This window comes from Pseudomonas wuhanensis, from assembly GCF_030687395.1.
In the GTDB taxonomy this organism is placed as follows: domain Bacteria; phylum Pseudomonadota; class Gammaproteobacteria; order Pseudomonadales; family Pseudomonadaceae; genus Aquipseudomonas; species Aquipseudomonas wuhanensis.
In genome coordinates this window covers 1,206,266-1,221,391 of the sequence record NZ_CP117430.1, presented here as the reverse complement: position 1 = coordinate 1,221,391, position 15,126 = coordinate 1,206,266, and the positions used below count along the sequence as shown (strand labels likewise).

Here is a 15,126-nt window from a genome sequence, read left to right as displayed (position 1 = left end):
TAAAAACAAAGTAGTCATATCGACATACGAGGCTTTATAGTCACACCGACTACATGGAGTCATTATGACTGCAAAATTATTGCTCACGACCCTCCTACCCCTGGTCTCCGACCTGTCCCGCGAATTGCCCGAAGGCGAGCGCTACCGACGCCTGCTCGAAGCCATGCGCGCCCTGCTCCCTTGCGACGCCGCGGCCCTGCTGCGACTCGACGGTGAGTGGCTGGTGCCGCTGGCCGTGGATGGGTTGAGCACCGACACCCTCGGTCGACGTTTCAAGATCAGTGAACATCCGCGCTTCGAAGCGCTGCTCAGCAGTCCCGGCCCGACTCGCTTCGCTGCCGACAGCGAGTTGCCCGATCCTTATGATGGCCTGGTCGATGGTCTGCACGATCACCTGGAAGTCCATGATTGCATGGGCTGCCCGCTGTTTATCGACGAGCGCCCGTGGGGTTTGCTGACCCTCGACGCGCTCGACCCTGAACGTTTCGAACCGATCGAACTGGACGCCTTGCAAGCCTTCGCCAGCCTCGCCGCCGCCACGGTCAACGCCGCAGAACGCATCGAACGGCTGGCCAATCGCGTCGAAGACGAACATCAACGCGCCGAGGTTTACCGTCAGGCCAGCGGCCAACAGAACCGCGAAATGATCGGCCAGAGCAAGGCTCACAAACGCTTAATGGAAGAGATCAGCCTGGTGGGCGGCAGCGACCTGACGGTGCTGATCACCGGCGAAACCGGAGTCGGCAAAGAGCTGGTGGCCCAGGCTATCCACGCGGCGTCCCCACGAGCCGACAAACCAATCATCAGCCTCAATTGCGCCGCCCTGCCGGACACGCTGGTGGAGAGCGAATTGTTCGGCCATGTGCGCGGTGCGTTCACCGGCGCGACGAATGATCGGCGCGGCAAGTTCGAACTGGCCAATGGCGGCACGTTGTTTCTCGATGAAGTGGGCGAGTTGTCGCTGACCGTGCAGGCCAAATTGCTGAGAGTGTTGCAGAGCGGGCAATTGCAGCGCCTGGGCTCGGACAAGGAGCATCAGGTCGACGTGCGATTGATCGCAGCAACCAACCGCGACCTGGCTGAAGAAGTGCGCAGCGGTCGCTACCGTGCCGACTTCTATCATCGCCTGAGCGTTTACCCCCTGCTGGTGCCCGCACTGCGCGATCGCGGCCGGGATGTGCTGCTGCTCAGCGGCTATTTCCTGGAACAAAACCGCTCACGCATGGGCCTCAACAGCCTGCGCCTGACCAGCGATGCGCAAGCGGCACTATTGGCGTATGACTGGCCGGGGAACGTGCGGGAGCTGGAGCATTTGATTGGTCGTAGTGCGTTGAAGGCGCTGGGTAACTGCAAGGAGCGCCCGAAAATCCTGAGCTTGAGCGCGGCGGATCTGGACTTGCGCAATGGCAGGATTGAACACACGCCAGAACCCGTGGTTACTGCGCCAGCGGCTGCATTGGCTTCAGGGGATTTGCGTGAGGCCACCGAGCATTATCAGCGCCAACTGATCAGCGTTTGCCTGGAACGGCACCAGAACAACTGGGCCAGCGCGGCGCGGGAGCTGGGGCTGGATCGGGCGAACCTGGGGCGGATGGCCAAGCGGTTGGGTATGAAATAGTCTCACCTGGATAATGTCGTACCGTTTGGCTGGCAATGGGCATTTCCCCTAAAGCCTGCCCCCGACAAGTCGATAACCCGGCATCGATAGCTGTTGGCGATCTTCACAATCGCCCATCACCTTTTTCCACAGAAGGTTTTTATGTCTTCCAACAAAGCCCGCGCAGATTCACTTTCGCTTCTGCTGTTTACCTTGCGCAGCGGCAAGCTGATGGCGATCAACCTGCTGAAAGTCAGCGAAATCATCCCTTGCCCGCCGCTGACCAAGCTGCCGGAGTCGCACCCCCACGTCAAAGGCATCGCCACCCTGCGCGGCGCGTCGTTGTCGGTGATCGACCTGAGCCGCGCCATCGGCGAGCGACCGCTGGAAGACCCGAACGGCGGCTGCCTGATCGTCACCGACGTCAGCCGCTCCAAGCAGGGTTTGCACGTTCAGGCGGTGAGCAAGATCGTCCATTGCCTGACCACCGACATCCGTCCACCGCCCTTCGGCTCCGGCGGCGTGCGCTCGTACATCACCGGCGTGACCTCGGTCGACGGCACGCTGGTGCAAGTGCTGGACATCGAAAAGGTCATCCACGGCATCGCTCCGGCGCAGATCGAAACGGCCCCGACCGAACTGAGCATGGAAGACGCCGAAGTACTCGGCAACGCGCGGATTCTGGTGGTCGATGATAGCCAGGTCGCCCTGCAACAATCGGTGCACACCCTGCGCAACCTCGGCCTGCAATGCCACACCGCTCGCAGCGCCAAAGAAGCCATCGACTGCCTGTTGGACCTGCAAGGCACCGCCCAGCAAATCAACCTGATCGTCTCGGACATCGAAATGTCGGAAATGGACGGCTATGCCCTCACCCGCACATTGCGTGAAACCCCCGACTTTTCGCACCTCTATGTGTTGCTGCACACCTCGCTGGACAGCGCGATGAACAGCGAGAAGGCTCGACTGGCCGGGGCCAACGCGGTGCTGACCAAATTCTCCTCACCGGAATTGACCAAATGCCTGATCGCGGCGGCCAGGGCCGTCGCCGAACAAGGTCACTGAGTTTTGGCCGAGGACTTTTGTTTTCTGATGCGGCGCAACCTGGCTGAGGATGTGCCGCCTTTCACTTGGCCAAATGGCATTGAGTTGACCGAGTACCGTCCCGAACTGGCCGAAGATGTTCATCACTTGATGGAGCTGGGCTATCGGGAAGGTAGTGGTCGCGTACCGACGCTGGAAGTCTGGCAGCAACGTTTTGAAACCGATCCCGAATATGATCCGACCCTGTGCTTTATTGCCCTGGATGCCGAAGGTATTGTCGGCGTCGCCCAGTGCTGGACCAGCGCTTATATCAAGAGCCTGGTGGTGCACCCGCGCGCTCAAGGCCTCGGACTTGGCCGTGCGCTGCTGCTAAATGCGTTCAACGTGTTTCAGCAACGCCGCGAAGGCTTTGTGGATTTGAAGGTGCTGGAAAACAACCTTCGGGCCCAGCGCTTGTATGAAAGTGCCGGGATGTATGTGGTCCGCCGGGAACCGGTTCCAACCTGACACCGCGAAGAGGCCCGCATAACCAATCCAAAACCATCAGGCATACTCCGACCTCGGCCACTACCCGCCAAGGATGCCTAAACCATGAAAGCCATCACCCTGACCGTCCTCTGCCTCACCACCCTCGCCACCCAAACCCACGCCTCCAGCCCCGACGCCTGGGCCGCCTTCGATAAAGCCGTGCTCGCCAGTTGCACCAACGCCAGCGGCCTGAAGAACGTCAAACCCGTCGGCAATGCCGCGCAGTTCGATGACCGGGTGGGTTATACCGCGCTCCTGCTGCAAGGCCAGTACCCGCAAAAACACATGAAAGGCCAGCAAGGCACCGAGCTGTGCCTCTACAACAAGAAAAGCAAAACCGCCTACGTGACCGAATGGGACTCCATCCGCCCCACAGCAAAAGCGCAGTGAATGGCGCATAACTTGCTTCGGCACAGGCCTTTGCGGTGGCTTTTTGTCGCCATTTCATGCCCCCACAGGTGACTGGCCGTTCAATGAATACAACGTTTTCCTGCGTAGGTTGTGGCAAATGCTGCAACGACCATCATGTGCCCCTGACACTGGCAGAGGCCCGGATGTGGGCGGCCGATGGCGGTCAGGTGATCGTGCTGGTGGAGGCCTTCCTCGCCAATGGCCTGGGCCTGCCCGCGCAGCAACGCGAACACGCCGAACGCCGTTCGGTGGCGGTTCTAAGTGGTGCCTGCGAGGTGCACGTGGCGATCACCTTTGCCGCCTACAACGTCGGTCCCTGCCGGAATCTTGACGAAGACAACCTCTGCCGCATCTACGAACGCCGACCGCTGGTGTGCCGCATCTATCCGATGGAAATCAATCCGCACATCCCACTCAACCCGACGGTAAAGGAATGCCCACCCGAGTCGTGGGAAAAAGGGCCGGATTTGATCATCGGTGGTGAACTGGTGGATCAGGAACTGGTGGGATTGATCCAGCGCTCCCGTCAGGCGGATCGCGATGAGATTCAGGCCAAGGATGCGATTTGCGCGTTATTGGGGATTCGGACGACAGCGTTGAAGGGCGATGGCTTTACCGCTTATCTGCCGGATATGAACGCGTTTTCCACGGTCATCGATCAGGTTTCAGCGCAATCGCAGATGGAGTCGGGCGGTGACTGGTTGTTTCACGTGTCAGGCGATGATATTGCCGGGCAAGTGCTGGCGGCCGGGGCGCAGGTGGCGACTGAAGTGCCGCTGAACTATGCGTTTATTTCGTTGCGGGCCTGAGCCAGAGGTATGTGGTGTCTGTGCGGGCCCCTTCGCGAGCAAGCTCGCTCCCACATTAGTTGATTTGTGTCGTACACCGAATCTGTGAACGACGATGAACCACTGTGGAAGCGGGCTTGCTCGCGAAGATGGCAGATCAGGCACCGCAGAGGTAAAAACTCAGCGCTTACCCATCGAACGACGAGTGCCAGGAGGCGCTGCCCCCGGGGTCTTGGTGTGACCATTCTTGGCGCCGTTCTTGTACCAAGGCTGGCTGGCATTCTTCGCCGCAGCCAATTCACCCGGCTTGAACGGAAACTTGAACGCTGGAATCGCCGCTTTGGTTTCGCTGTCTGCGCTGGAGTCGACGCTGTCTGGCAGGTCTGCCTGGTCGTCGCTCAAAGCGTCGGCAACCGGCGGTTGTGTCGGGGAAGTCATGAAAGCTCCGGGTGATGCTCAAAGAGTCCGGCCCGGTAGGCGAGCCGCGAAAGGCGGCAGTATACCTGTCTCGGGAGTCGCAAGCTGCAGTTGGTCAGTTGGGTTTTGTGTTGACTGACCAACCGCTTTCGCGGGCAATCCTCGCTCCTGCAGGTGCATTGTGTCGTACACCGAATCTGCGAACGACGATGAACCCTGTGGGAGCGGGCTTGCCCGCGATAGCGGTGTGTCAGGCTCAGGGATGTTGGATGTGCCACCGTTATCGCGGGCAAGCCCGCTCCCACATTAGTGGAGCGGTGTGCACCCGTCCCTCACCACTCATTAGCTCGCCTGCCGCTTTTGATCACGGGAATCAGCATCAGCCCAAAGAGGTCCAAACTGACAGCGCCGTCAGTTACCAGTCACTCTCCTGACGGGCTAACAGGTTTATAAAGGAAGGTATAAACCTGACAAAACTCCGACCACTTTGCCCGGCGCCCCATTCGCATGCGAATTCAGAAAAAAACCGCCCTGCTCGCCGCCCTTCTGATCACCCTGGCAGTGCTGGGCGTGTGGTACGCCGCCAAACCCGCCACGACCAAACCGGCCACCTCCACCGCCATCCCCGTGCGAGTGGTCAGCGTCGCTGAAAAAGACGTGCCCCGCTACATCAGCGGCATCGGCTCGGTGCTGTCGTTGCACAGCGTGGTCGTGCGCCCGCAGATCGACGGCATCCTCACCAAACTGCTGGTCAAGGAAGGCCAACTGGTGAACAAAGGTGATCTGCTGGCTACCATCGACGATCGCTCGATCCGCGCCAGCCTTGACCAGGCCCGGGCGCAACTGGGCGAAAGTCAGGCGCAACTGCAAGTGGCGCAGGTCAACCTCAAACGCTACAAACTGCTGAGCGTCGACGACGGCGTGTCCAAGCAGACCTACGACCAGCAACAAGCGCTGGTCAACCAACTCAAAGCCACCGCCCAAGGCAATCAGGCATCGATCGACGCCGCTCTGGTGCAGCTTTCCTACACACAGATTCGCTCCCCGGTCACCGGTCGCGTCGGTATTCGCACAGTGGATGAAGGCAACTTCCTGCGCATGACCGACACCCAAGGCCTGTTCACCGTAACCCAGATCGACCCGATCGCCGTGGAGTTTTCCCTGCCGCAGCACATGCTGCCGACCCTGCAAAGCCTGATCAACGATCCACAGCACACGCCGGTCAAGGCTTACATCGGTGCCGACACCGACGGCGAAACCGGCAACCTGCTGGGCGAAGGCCACCTGACCCTGATCGACAACCAGATCAACGCCAACACCGGGACCATCCGCGCCAAGGCTGAATTCGCCAACCCTGCACAGAAACTCTGGCCGGGCCTGCTGGTAACGGTAAAGATTCAGACAGCGCTGGATAAAAATGCGCTGGTGGTGCCGCCCACCGTCGTACAACGTGGCCTCGATCAACATTTCGTCTACCGGGTCAACGGCGACAAGGTCGAAGCCGTTCAGGTGCAGGTGGTTTATCAAAGCAGCGGGCAGGACATCATCAAAGGCGTGAAACCGGGCGATGTGCTGGTCAGCGACGGCCAGTCGCGGCTCAAACCTGGCTCGACCGTGCAGGTAGTGACCGACCCACCGCAAGTCGTGCAATCGGAGCCGAAACCATGAAGGGCCATGGCTCGATTTCTGCGTGGTGCATCGATCATCCGGTGGCAACGGTCCTGCTGACCTTTGCCTTGGTGCTGCTGGGGGTCATCGCCTTTCCACGACTGTCGATTGCGCCGCTGCCGGAAGCAGAATTCCCGACCATCCAGGTGGCTGCGCAACTGCCCGGCGCCAACCCGGAGACCATGGCCTCGTCGGTGGCCACGCCGCTTGAAGTGCAATTCAGCGCCATTCCCGGGATGACCCAGATGACCTCGAGCAGCGCCCTGGGCTCGACCATCCTGACCCTGCAATTCACCCTCGACAAAAGCATCGATACCGCCGCGCAGGAAGTCCAGGCCGCGATCAACACCGCCGCCGGCAAACTGCCCAAAGACATGCCGAACCTGCCGAACTGGAGGAAGGTCAACCCGGCCGACAGCCCGGTGCTGATCCTCAGCATCAACTCGCCGCAAATGCCCGGCACCGAAGTCAGTGACCTGGTAGAAACGCTACTCGCCCGTCAGATCAGCCAGATCGATGGCGTAGGCAATATCAACATCACCGGTCAGCAACGTCCGGCGATCCGCGTGCAGGCCTCGGCGGACAAACTCGCCGCCATTGGCCTGACCCTGGCCGACATTCGCCTGGCGATCCAGCAGACCAGCCTCAACCTGGCCAAGGGTGCGTTATATGGCGAGTCGAGCATTTCGACCTTGTCCACCAACGACCAATTGTTCCACCCCGAGGAATACGGTCAGTTGATTGTTTCCTACAAGGACGGCGCACCGGTTCATCTCAAGGACGTGGCCAAAGTTGTCAATGGTTCGGAAGATGCCTACATCCAGGCCTGGGCTGATGGTCAGCCGGGGGTGAACCTGGTGATTTTCCGGCAACCGGGGGCCAACATCGTCGAAACGGTCGACCGTATTCAAGCGGCCCTGCCGTCGCTGGAGGCCATGCTGCCGGCCTCGGTGCAGGTCAAGGTGTTGATCGACCGCACGCAGACCATCCGCGCTTCATTGCATGAAGTGGAAGTCACCCTGCTGATCGCGATCCTGCTCGTGGTGGCGGTAATGGCGCTGTTCCTGCGGCAGTTGTCGTCGACCCTGATCGTGGCGGCGGTGCTCGGTGTGTCGCTGATCGCCAGTTTTGCCCTGATGTACATCATGGGCTTCAGCCTGAATAACCTGACGCTGGTAGCGATCGTGGTGTCCGTCGGGTTTGTGGTCGACGATGCGATTGTGGTGGTGGAAAACATTCACCGTCACCTGGAGGCCGGTGACGGCAGGCGCGAGGCGGCGATCAAGGGTGCCGGCGAGATCGGTTTTACCGTGGTCTCCATCAGTTTCTCACTGGTGGCGGCGTTCATTCCGCTGCTGTTCATGGGCGGCGTGGTCGGGCGGCTGTTCAAGGAATTCGCCCTGACCGCCACTTCGACCATCATGATTTCGGTGGTGGTGTCCCTGACCCTGGCACCGACGTTGGCCGCGCTGTTCATGCGTGCGCCGGAACACAGCCAATCGGGTTTTGGCGAACGCTTGCTGGCGTTGTATGAGAAAGGCCTGCGCCGCGCCCTCGCCCATCAGAAACTGACGATCGGTGTGTTCGGCCTGTCCCTCGGTCTGGCCATTGCCGGGTACATTTTCATTCCGAAGGGTTTCTTCCCGATACAAGACACCGGTTTCGTCCTCGGCACGACCGAAGCAGCGGCGGACATTTCCTACGGCGACATGGTGAAAAAACACCTGGCGATGGCCGAAATCGTCGCCGCCGACCCCGCCGTCGAGACGTTCTCCCACTCGGTCGGCGTTGCGGGCAGCAACCAGACCATCGCCAACGGACGCTTCTGGATTTCGCTGAAAAAACGTGGTGACCGTGATGTGTCTGCCAGCCAGTTCATCGACCGGATTCGCCCGCAATTGATGAAAATCCCGGGCATCGTGCTGTATCTGCGCGCCGGGCAAGACATCAACCTCAGCTCCGGTCCGAGCCGCGCCCAGTACCAATACGTACTCAAGAGCAACGACGGTGCCCTCCTGAGCACCTGGACCCAGCACCTGACGGAAAAACTGCGCAGCAACCCGGCGTTCCGCGACATTTCCAACGACCTGCAACTGGGCGGCAGCATCACCCACATCAGCATCGACCGCAGCGCGGCGGCGCGCTTCGGCCTGACCGCCAGCGATGTCGACGAAGCGCTGTATGACGCCTTCGGCCAGCGGCAGATCAACGAGTTCCAGACCCAGACCAACCAGTACAACGTGATTCTGGAACTGGACACCAAACAGCGCGGCAAGGCCGAAAGCCTCAACTATTTCTACCTGCGTTCGCCGTTGAGCGGGGAAATGGTGCCGCTGTCGGCCCTGGCGAAATTCGATGCGCCGACCATCGGCCCGTTGTCCATCGCTCACGACGGGATGTTCCCGGCGGCCAACCTGTCGTTCAACCTGGCACCCGGTGTCGCGTTGGGCGATGCGGTGATCATGCTTAATCAGGCCAAGACCGACATCGGCATGCCGGCGGCCATCAGCGGTAATTTCCAGGGCGCGGCCCAGGCATTCCAGAGTTCGCTGGCCAGCCAGCCGTGGCTGATTCTGGCGGCGCTGGTGGCGGTGTACATCATTCTTGGCGTGCTGTACGAAAGCTTCGTGCACCCGCTGACGATCATCTCGACCCTGCCTTCGGCGGGGCTCGGGGCGGTGATCATGCTGTGGATCTGCGGCCAGGACTTTTCGATCATGGCGCTGATCGGGCTGGTGCTGCTGATCGGTATCGTCAAGAAGAACGGCATTCTGATGATCGACTTCGCGCTGGATGCCCAGCGCAAACGTGGCCTGCCGCCGGAAGAGGCGATCTATGAGGCGTGTATGACGCGGTTCCGGCCGATCATCATGACCACCCTCGCGGCCCTGCTCGGCGCCCTGCCGTTGATGCTCGGCTACGGCACCGGCGCCGAACTGCGCCAGCCATTGGGCATCGCGGTGGTCGGCGGTTTGCTGGTGAGCCAGGCGCTGACGCTGTTCACCACGCCGGTCATATACTTGTGGCTCGAGCGGCTTTTCCATAGACCCACACCAGCACAGCAGCCGGTGCTGGCGACCACAGACTGAGGCGGGGTCATGCGCGTTCTGATTATCGAAGACGAGGAAAAAACGCGGACTATCTGCACCGTGGTTTGACGGAACAGGGCTACACCGTGGACGTGGCCCGCGATGGTGTCGAAGGCCTGCACCTGGCGCTGACGATTACCTCGGCAAACCGTTTCCGGGTAATTGTCGACTACCCTCTGAATGTCTTCTAAGCTTCAATTAGCAAAAGGCCAGCATGTTTTGCTGGCCTTTTCTTTGTCCGGGATTTATATAGGCGCGACGGTTTCTGGGACTCTGCCCGATTCTTGTAAAAGCACTTTCATAATGCCTTATTTGCAGAAGTCAGAACCATGAGTGTGAACAGTGCGAAATCCCGTGATCCGATCCGTTCGACACGGTCGGAGCGGCTTTTGGTTCTCAGTAGTGTGTTGTTGGTGATTGCGATACTGAGCATCGTCGCATTCCTGCTGATCCGTGAACGCGCCAATGCCGAATTGTCCGCCGCTCGTGCCGCCAACAATATCGTGCAATTGATCGACGCCGACGTACTGCGCAATGTCGAACTTTATGATGTGTCCCTGCTGGGTTTGATCGCTGCCTCCCAGCGTGAAGACCTCAAGAGCGTTTCTCCAGCCATTCGCCATCTGGCCTATTTCGATCGCGCCACTGCCGCGCCGTATAAAGGCAATATTTTGTTGCTCGACAACAAGGGCGACGTGATCGCCGACTCGGCCTCGGTGGAGCCCAGGCAGGGCAACTTCGCCGACCGCGAATACTTCCAGTCTCACGTCAACAACCCGGACCCGGGCATGTTCATCAGCCCCCCCTTCAGAGGCAGGTCGCCGGAACAGGATTGGCGTATCAGTTTCAGCCGCCGGGTGAACGGCCCCCAGGATGAGTTCCTGGGCGTGGCCGAAGCCGCCATGCGTTTGAGTTACTTCGATCAGTTGTTCAACAGTTTGAGCATCGGTCGCGACAGTACGGTCAATCTGATCAGCAAAGACGGGATTCTGCTAGCCCAGCAACCCCGCTTGGCCGAAGAGCTGATCGGCAAGGATTTCAGTAGCCGCCCCAATTTCCAACGCATCGTCAAGGAAGGCAACGGCAGCTTCACCGGCCTGTCCAGCCGCCACAAGGATAAGCGCCTGTACACGTTCTCCAAGGTCGGAAACCTGCCGTTGATCGTCATTGTTGCGCTGTCCAGTGATGAGGTCTTTGCGGCCTGGAAACGTACTGCGGTGGTGGTCAGCTCGGCAACCATTGCCCTGTGCGCAAGTCTGCTGTGGCTGACCGGGTTGCTTTGCCGGGAACTGCGTCGGCGCCACAGTGCAGAGCAGGAACTGTCACAACTGGCCGCCACCGACCCCTTGACCGGCTTGGCCAACCGCCGAAGCCTGGATCAGGCGCTACATCATGAATGGTTTCGTGCCCAACGTTCCGCTCAGCCGTTGTCGCTACTGATGATCGATATCGATCACTTCAAGGCGTTCAACGATCGCCATGGCCATCAGGGTGGCGATGATGCCTTGCGCTTGGTGGCCAAGGTAATCAGTACCCATGTTCGACGGCCAGCGGACCTGGTCGCCCGTTACGGTGGCGAGGAGTTTTCGGTGATCCTGGCTGAAACCGACAGCGCCGGCGCGCAACAGATTGCCAACAACGTCCGTACAGCGGTGGAGCAGTTGCCGTTGGTGGGGGGTGATGCGTCGCCGATTACTGTCAGTATCGGTATCAGCACATGGACGACGGCGTCCGATATCAGCCTGGAGCAGTTGCTGTTTGCGGCGGACAAGGCGCTGTATCAGGCCAAGGAAAACGGGCGGAATCGGGTGGTCGCTACGTAGTGAAATTTCCGTTGTGACGGCCGGCCCCATCGCGGGCAAGCCCGGCTCCCACAGGTCATGCGTCGTACCCGACTCCGCGTCAACCGCACAACCTGTGGGAGCCGGGCTTGCCCGCGATGGGGCCAGAACAGGCACCCCAGTACTTTCCCGCAGTCATAAAAAAAGGCCACCCGAAGGTAGCCTTTAAAAACTAGAGAGGTTTTTTGCTTACACGGCCGCAACAGGACGCATGTAAGAGATCGGTGCAGTGCTGGCGTCTTCGAAAGTCACGACTTCCCAAGCATCTGTCTGCTCAATCAACTTGCGCAGCAGCTGGTTGTTCAATGCATGTCCGGACTTGAAGCCCTTGAACTCACCAATCAGGCTATTGCCCAGCAGGTAGAGGTCACCAATTGCATCGAGGATCTTGTGCTTCACGAATTCATCTTCATAGCGAAGGCCGTCTTCGTTCAGTACACCATCCGCGTCGACCACAATAGCGTTTTCAACGCTGCCGCCGAGTGCGAGGTTGTGCTTGCGCAGGTACTCGATGTCACTCATGAAACCAAAGGTACGGGCGCGGCTGACTTCTTTTACGAACGAAGTGCTGGAAAAATCCACGCTTGCACTTTGTGTGCGGTCACGGAAAACCGGGTGATCGAAATCGATCTCGAAGCTCACTTTGAAACCTTCGAAAGGGACGAAAGTGGCGCGCTTGTCGCCGTCTTCCACTGTCACTTCCCGCAGGATCCGGATGAACTTCTTGGCGGCGTCCTGCTCTTCCAGGCCGGCCGATTGAATCAGGAATACGAAGGGTCCAGCGCTACCATCCATGATCGGGACTTCGGACGCGGAGAGCTCGACGTAGGCGTTATCGATGCCCAGGCCAGCCATGGCCGAGAGCAGGTGCTCCACCGTGTCCACTTTGACGTCACCGTTAACAAGCGTGGTCGACATAGTGGTTTCGCCAACGTTTTCCGCGCGGGCAGGAATCTGCACCACAGGGTCGAGGTCAGCACGACAAAACACAATGCCGGTGTCGACGGGCGCTGGCTTGAGGGTCAGGTAGACCTTCTCCCCGGAGTGCAGGCCGACACCTGTGGCACGGATAATATTCTTCAGGGTGCGTTGTTTTATCATGGCATGGGCCGCTTCAGCGCAAATTGCGAACTGGTATCAACAAAGGCTGGCGATGATAGCAGACCAGACCTTTGCTGAACACCAATCACCCTAATACCCCTGATACATTTCATCAATCGGCCTGACGACGCAGGAAAGCCGGGATGTCCAGGTAGTCCAGATCATCTTGCGGGTTCATCTTCGCGGCAGTCGCAGCACCGGCCTGAGCCTGATTGCGCATGACGGTCGGACGGTCCAGGTCACGGTAGTTCACCGCAGGCTGTTCCTGACGAACAGGGGCTTGTTGTTGTGGCTGGGAAGCCATCGACGTGTGGACGGTATTGTCGATGACCTTCACAGGCTTCTCGATTTTAGCGCCCAAACCGGTAGCAACAACAGTCACGTGCAGCTCGTCGCGCATGTCCGGATCGATAACGGTACCGACCTTGACCATTGCGTGCTCGGAAGCGAAGGCTTCGATGATGCTACCCACGTCGGAGTACTCACCCAGGGACAGGTCAGGACCGGCGGTGATGTTCACCAGGATGCCGCGTGCACCTTGCAGGTTCACGTCTTCGAGCAGCGGGTTGCGAATGGCCGCTTCGGTGGCCTCGCGTGCACGGTTCGGACCGCTGGCGCAGCCAGTGCCCATCATCGCCATGCCCATTTCACTCATCACGGTACGCACGTCGGCAAAGTCGACGTTGATCATGCCCGGACGCTTGATGATGTCGGAGATACCGCGAACGGCACCGGCCAGTACATCGTCGGCCTTGGCGAAAGCCGACAGCAGGCTTGCGTCTTTACCGAGGATGGTCAGCAGCTTCTCGTTGGGAATGGTGATCAACGAGTCGACGCTTTCAGACAGCAGACGAATACCTTCGTCGGCGATCTGCATACGCTTGCGACCTTCGAACGGGAACGGACGGGTCACCACCGCAACGGTGAGGATCCCCATTTCCTTGGCCACTTCAGCAATGATTGGCGCAGCACCGGTACCGGTACCACCGCCCATGCCGGTGGTGATGAACACCATATTGGTGCCCTGCAGGACTTCGGCAATGCGCTCACGGTCTTCGAGAGCGGCCTGACGACCTACTTCAGGGTTGGCGCCAGCGCCCAGGCCTTTGGTCACGCCGGTGCCCAGTTGCAGGATGGTCCGCGCGCCGATGCTTTTCAGCGCTTGGGCATCAGTGTTGGCGCAGATGAATTCAACGCCTTCAATGTTGCTCTTGACCATGTGATTGACAGCGTTGCCGCCGCCACCGCCAACACCGATAACTTTAATTACCGGGCTTGCGGGGATGTTGTCTACGAGTTCGAACATTTTCCCTCTCCTTACATTCTCTAGTTTTTTCGCCTACTGCTGTTTGAAGCGGTGTTGCGGTAAAGCTTTAAAAATTGCCTTGCACCCAGCTCTTGATGCGATCGAGCAGAGCGGCTTTCGGTTCGTCGTTGCTGTAGCTGTCGCGGCTGCCGATGCCCGAGAACGAAATCCCGTCGGACTGTTTCTGCAGGCCGTACATCAACAGGCCAACGCCGGTGGAATAAATCGGGTTGCGGACTACGTCGTCCAGGCCCTTGACGCCATGGGGCACGCCCAGGCGAACCGGCATGTGGAAGATCTCTTCGGCCAGTTCCACCGCGCCTTCCATCTTCGAGGTACCGCCAGTCAGCACGATGCCGGCCGGAATCAGGTCTTCGTAGCCACTGCGACGCAGTTCGGCCTGGATCAGCGTGAACAGCTCGTCGTAACGCGGCTCGACCACTTCGGCCAGGGCCTGGCGGGACAGTTCGCGCGGTGGACGGTCGCCGACGCTCGGCACCTTGATGGTTTCACCGGCACCGGCCAGTTTGGCCAGGGCGCAGGCGTAGCGAATCTTGATTTCTTCGGCGTACTGGGTCGGGGTGCGCAGCGCCATGGCGATGTCGTTGGTCACCTGATCGCCCGCAATCGGGATCACTGCGGTGTGACGGATCGCGCCTTCGGTGAAGATCGCGATGTCGGTGGTGCCGCCGCCGATGTCCACCAGGCACACGCCCAGCTCTTTCTCGTCGTCGGTCAGGACCGAGTAGGCCGAGGCCAACTGCTCGAGAATGATGTCGTCGATTTCCAGACCGCAGCGGCGCACGCATTTTTCAATGTTCTGTGCGGCGTTGACGGCGCAGGTGACCACGTGAACCTTGGCTTCCAGACGCACGCCGGACATACCCAGCGGCTCGCGAACGCCTTCCTGGTTATCGATCACGTAATCCTGCGGCAGGGTGTGCAGCACGCGCTGGTCAGCCGGGATCGCCACGGCCTGGGCAGCGTCGAGAACGCGCTCAAGGTCGGCGGAACTGACTTCGCGATCACGAATCGCCACGATGCCGTGGGAGTTCAGGCTGCGGATGTGATTGCCGGCCACGCCGACAAACGCCGAATGGATCCGGCAACCGGCCATCAGCTGCGCTTCTTCAATAGCGCGCTGGATCGACTGGACGGTGGACTCGATGTTCACCACTACGCCTTTTTTCAGGCCGCGGGACGGGTGAGTACCGATCCCGACGATTTCGAGCGTGCCGTCGTCCGAGACCTCGCCTACCAGCGCCACCACCTTGGAGGTGCCGATATCGAGACCGACGATCATTTTGCCGCTTTGCACGTTTGCCATGGTCCTGCC

At 59.8% G+C, this 15,126-nt stretch carries 12 protein-coding genes and 1 pseudogene; 9 read left to right on the top strand and 4 right to left on the bottom strand.

All coding sequences use genetic code 11. The features are described from left to right. Positions 1–64 precede the first annotated feature (64 nt). From norR to PSH88_RS05690, 5 genes are all read left to right on the top strand, one after another. Positions 65–1,618 (top strand): nitric oxide reductase transcriptional regulator NorR, encoded by a 1,554-nt coding sequence (gene norR / locus PSH88_RS05710; protein WP_305425285.1) that lies wholly within the window; start codon positions 65–67, stop codon positions 1,616–1,618. Between the two features lie 141 nt (positions 1,619–1,759). Continuing rightward, entirely contained in the window at positions 1,760–2,662 is a 903-nt protein-coding gene (locus PSH88_RS05705) for a chemotaxis protein CheV (RefSeq protein WP_007905472.1), read from the top strand. A 27-nt stretch (positions 2,663–2,689) separates the two neighbouring features. Then, complete coding sequence (locus PSH88_RS05700; RefSeq protein WP_305425284.1) at positions 2,690–3,148, top strand: GNAT family N-acetyltransferase; 459 nt, start codon at positions 2,690–2,692, stop codon at positions 3,146–3,148. 84 nt (positions 3,149–3,232) lie between these two features. Then, positions 3,233–3,559, top strand: coding sequence for a hypothetical protein (locus tag PSH88_RS05695; protein ID WP_305425283.1), 327 nt, complete (start codon positions 3,233–3,235; stop codon positions 3,557–3,559). A gap of 83 nt (positions 3,560–3,642) precedes the next feature. After that, positions 3,643–4,389, top strand: a complete 747-nt coding sequence (locus PSH88_RS05690; protein WP_305425281.1) for a YkgJ family cysteine cluster protein — start codon at positions 3,643–3,645, stop codon at positions 4,387–4,389. A 159-nt stretch (positions 4,390–4,548) separates the two neighbouring features. On the opposite strand, the gene PSH88_RS05685 is transcribed toward PSH88_RS05690, so the two are convergent. Beyond that, positions 4,549–4,806 carry a hypothetical protein gene (locus PSH88_RS05685; protein WP_007905458.1) on the bottom strand — a complete coding sequence of 86 codons (258 nt, stop codon included), beginning with the start codon at positions 4,804–4,806 and terminating at the stop codon, positions 4,549–4,551. Between the two features lie 486 nt (positions 4,807–5,292). On the opposite strand from PSH88_RS05685, the gene PSH88_RS05680 reads away from it, so the two are divergent. The 4 genes and pseudogenes from PSH88_RS05680 (at position 5,293) to PSH88_RS05665 (ending at position 11,365) form a co-directional block, all read left to right on the top strand. Next, positions 5,293–6,453, top strand: coding sequence for an efflux RND transporter periplasmic adaptor subunit (locus tag PSH88_RS05680; RefSeq protein ID WP_305425280.1), 1,161 nt, complete (start codon positions 5,293–5,295; stop codon positions 6,451–6,453). Continuing rightward, positions 6,450–9,542, top strand: coding sequence for a multidrug efflux RND transporter permease subunit (locus PSH88_RS05675; RefSeq protein WP_305425278.1), 3,093 nt, complete (start codon positions 6,450–6,452; stop codon positions 9,540–9,542). The genes PSH88_RS05680 and PSH88_RS05675 overlap by 4 nt, the downstream gene beginning before the upstream one ends. 9 nt (positions 9,543–9,551) lie before the next feature. After that, a pseudogene (locus tag PSH88_RS05670) lies at positions 9,552–9,673 on the top strand (response regulator); the annotation flags it as partial. 198 nt (positions 9,674–9,871) lie between these two features. Then, a complete protein-coding gene (locus PSH88_RS05665; RefSeq protein WP_305425277.1) occupies positions 9,872–11,365 on the top strand; it encodes a sensor domain-containing diguanylate cyclase in 1,494 nt (497 codons plus the stop codon). 207 nt (positions 11,366–11,572) lie between these two features. Here PSH88_RS05665 and lpxC read toward each other — a convergent pair whose 3' ends face one another. The 3 genes from lpxC to ftsA form a co-directional block, all read right to left on the bottom strand. Continuing rightward, positions 11,573–12,484 carry a UDP-3-O-acyl-N-acetylglucosamine deacetylase gene (gene lpxC / locus PSH88_RS05660; protein WP_007939852.1) on the bottom strand — a complete coding sequence of 304 codons (912 nt, stop codon included), beginning with the start codon at positions 12,482–12,484 and terminating at the stop codon, positions 11,573–11,575. A 112-nt stretch (positions 12,485–12,596) separates the two neighbouring features. Further along, a complete protein-coding gene (gene ftsZ / locus PSH88_RS05655) occupies positions 12,597–13,790 on the bottom strand; it encodes a cell division protein FtsZ (protein WP_007904318.1) in 1,194 nt (397 codons plus the stop codon). Between the two features lie 67 nt (positions 13,791–13,857). Further along, positions 13,858–15,117 (bottom strand): cell division protein FtsA, encoded by a 1,260-nt coding sequence (gene ftsA / locus PSH88_RS05650; protein WP_105347872.1) that lies wholly within the window; start codon positions 15,115–15,117, stop codon positions 13,858–13,860. Between the last annotated feature and the right edge of the window lie 9 nt (positions 15,118–15,126).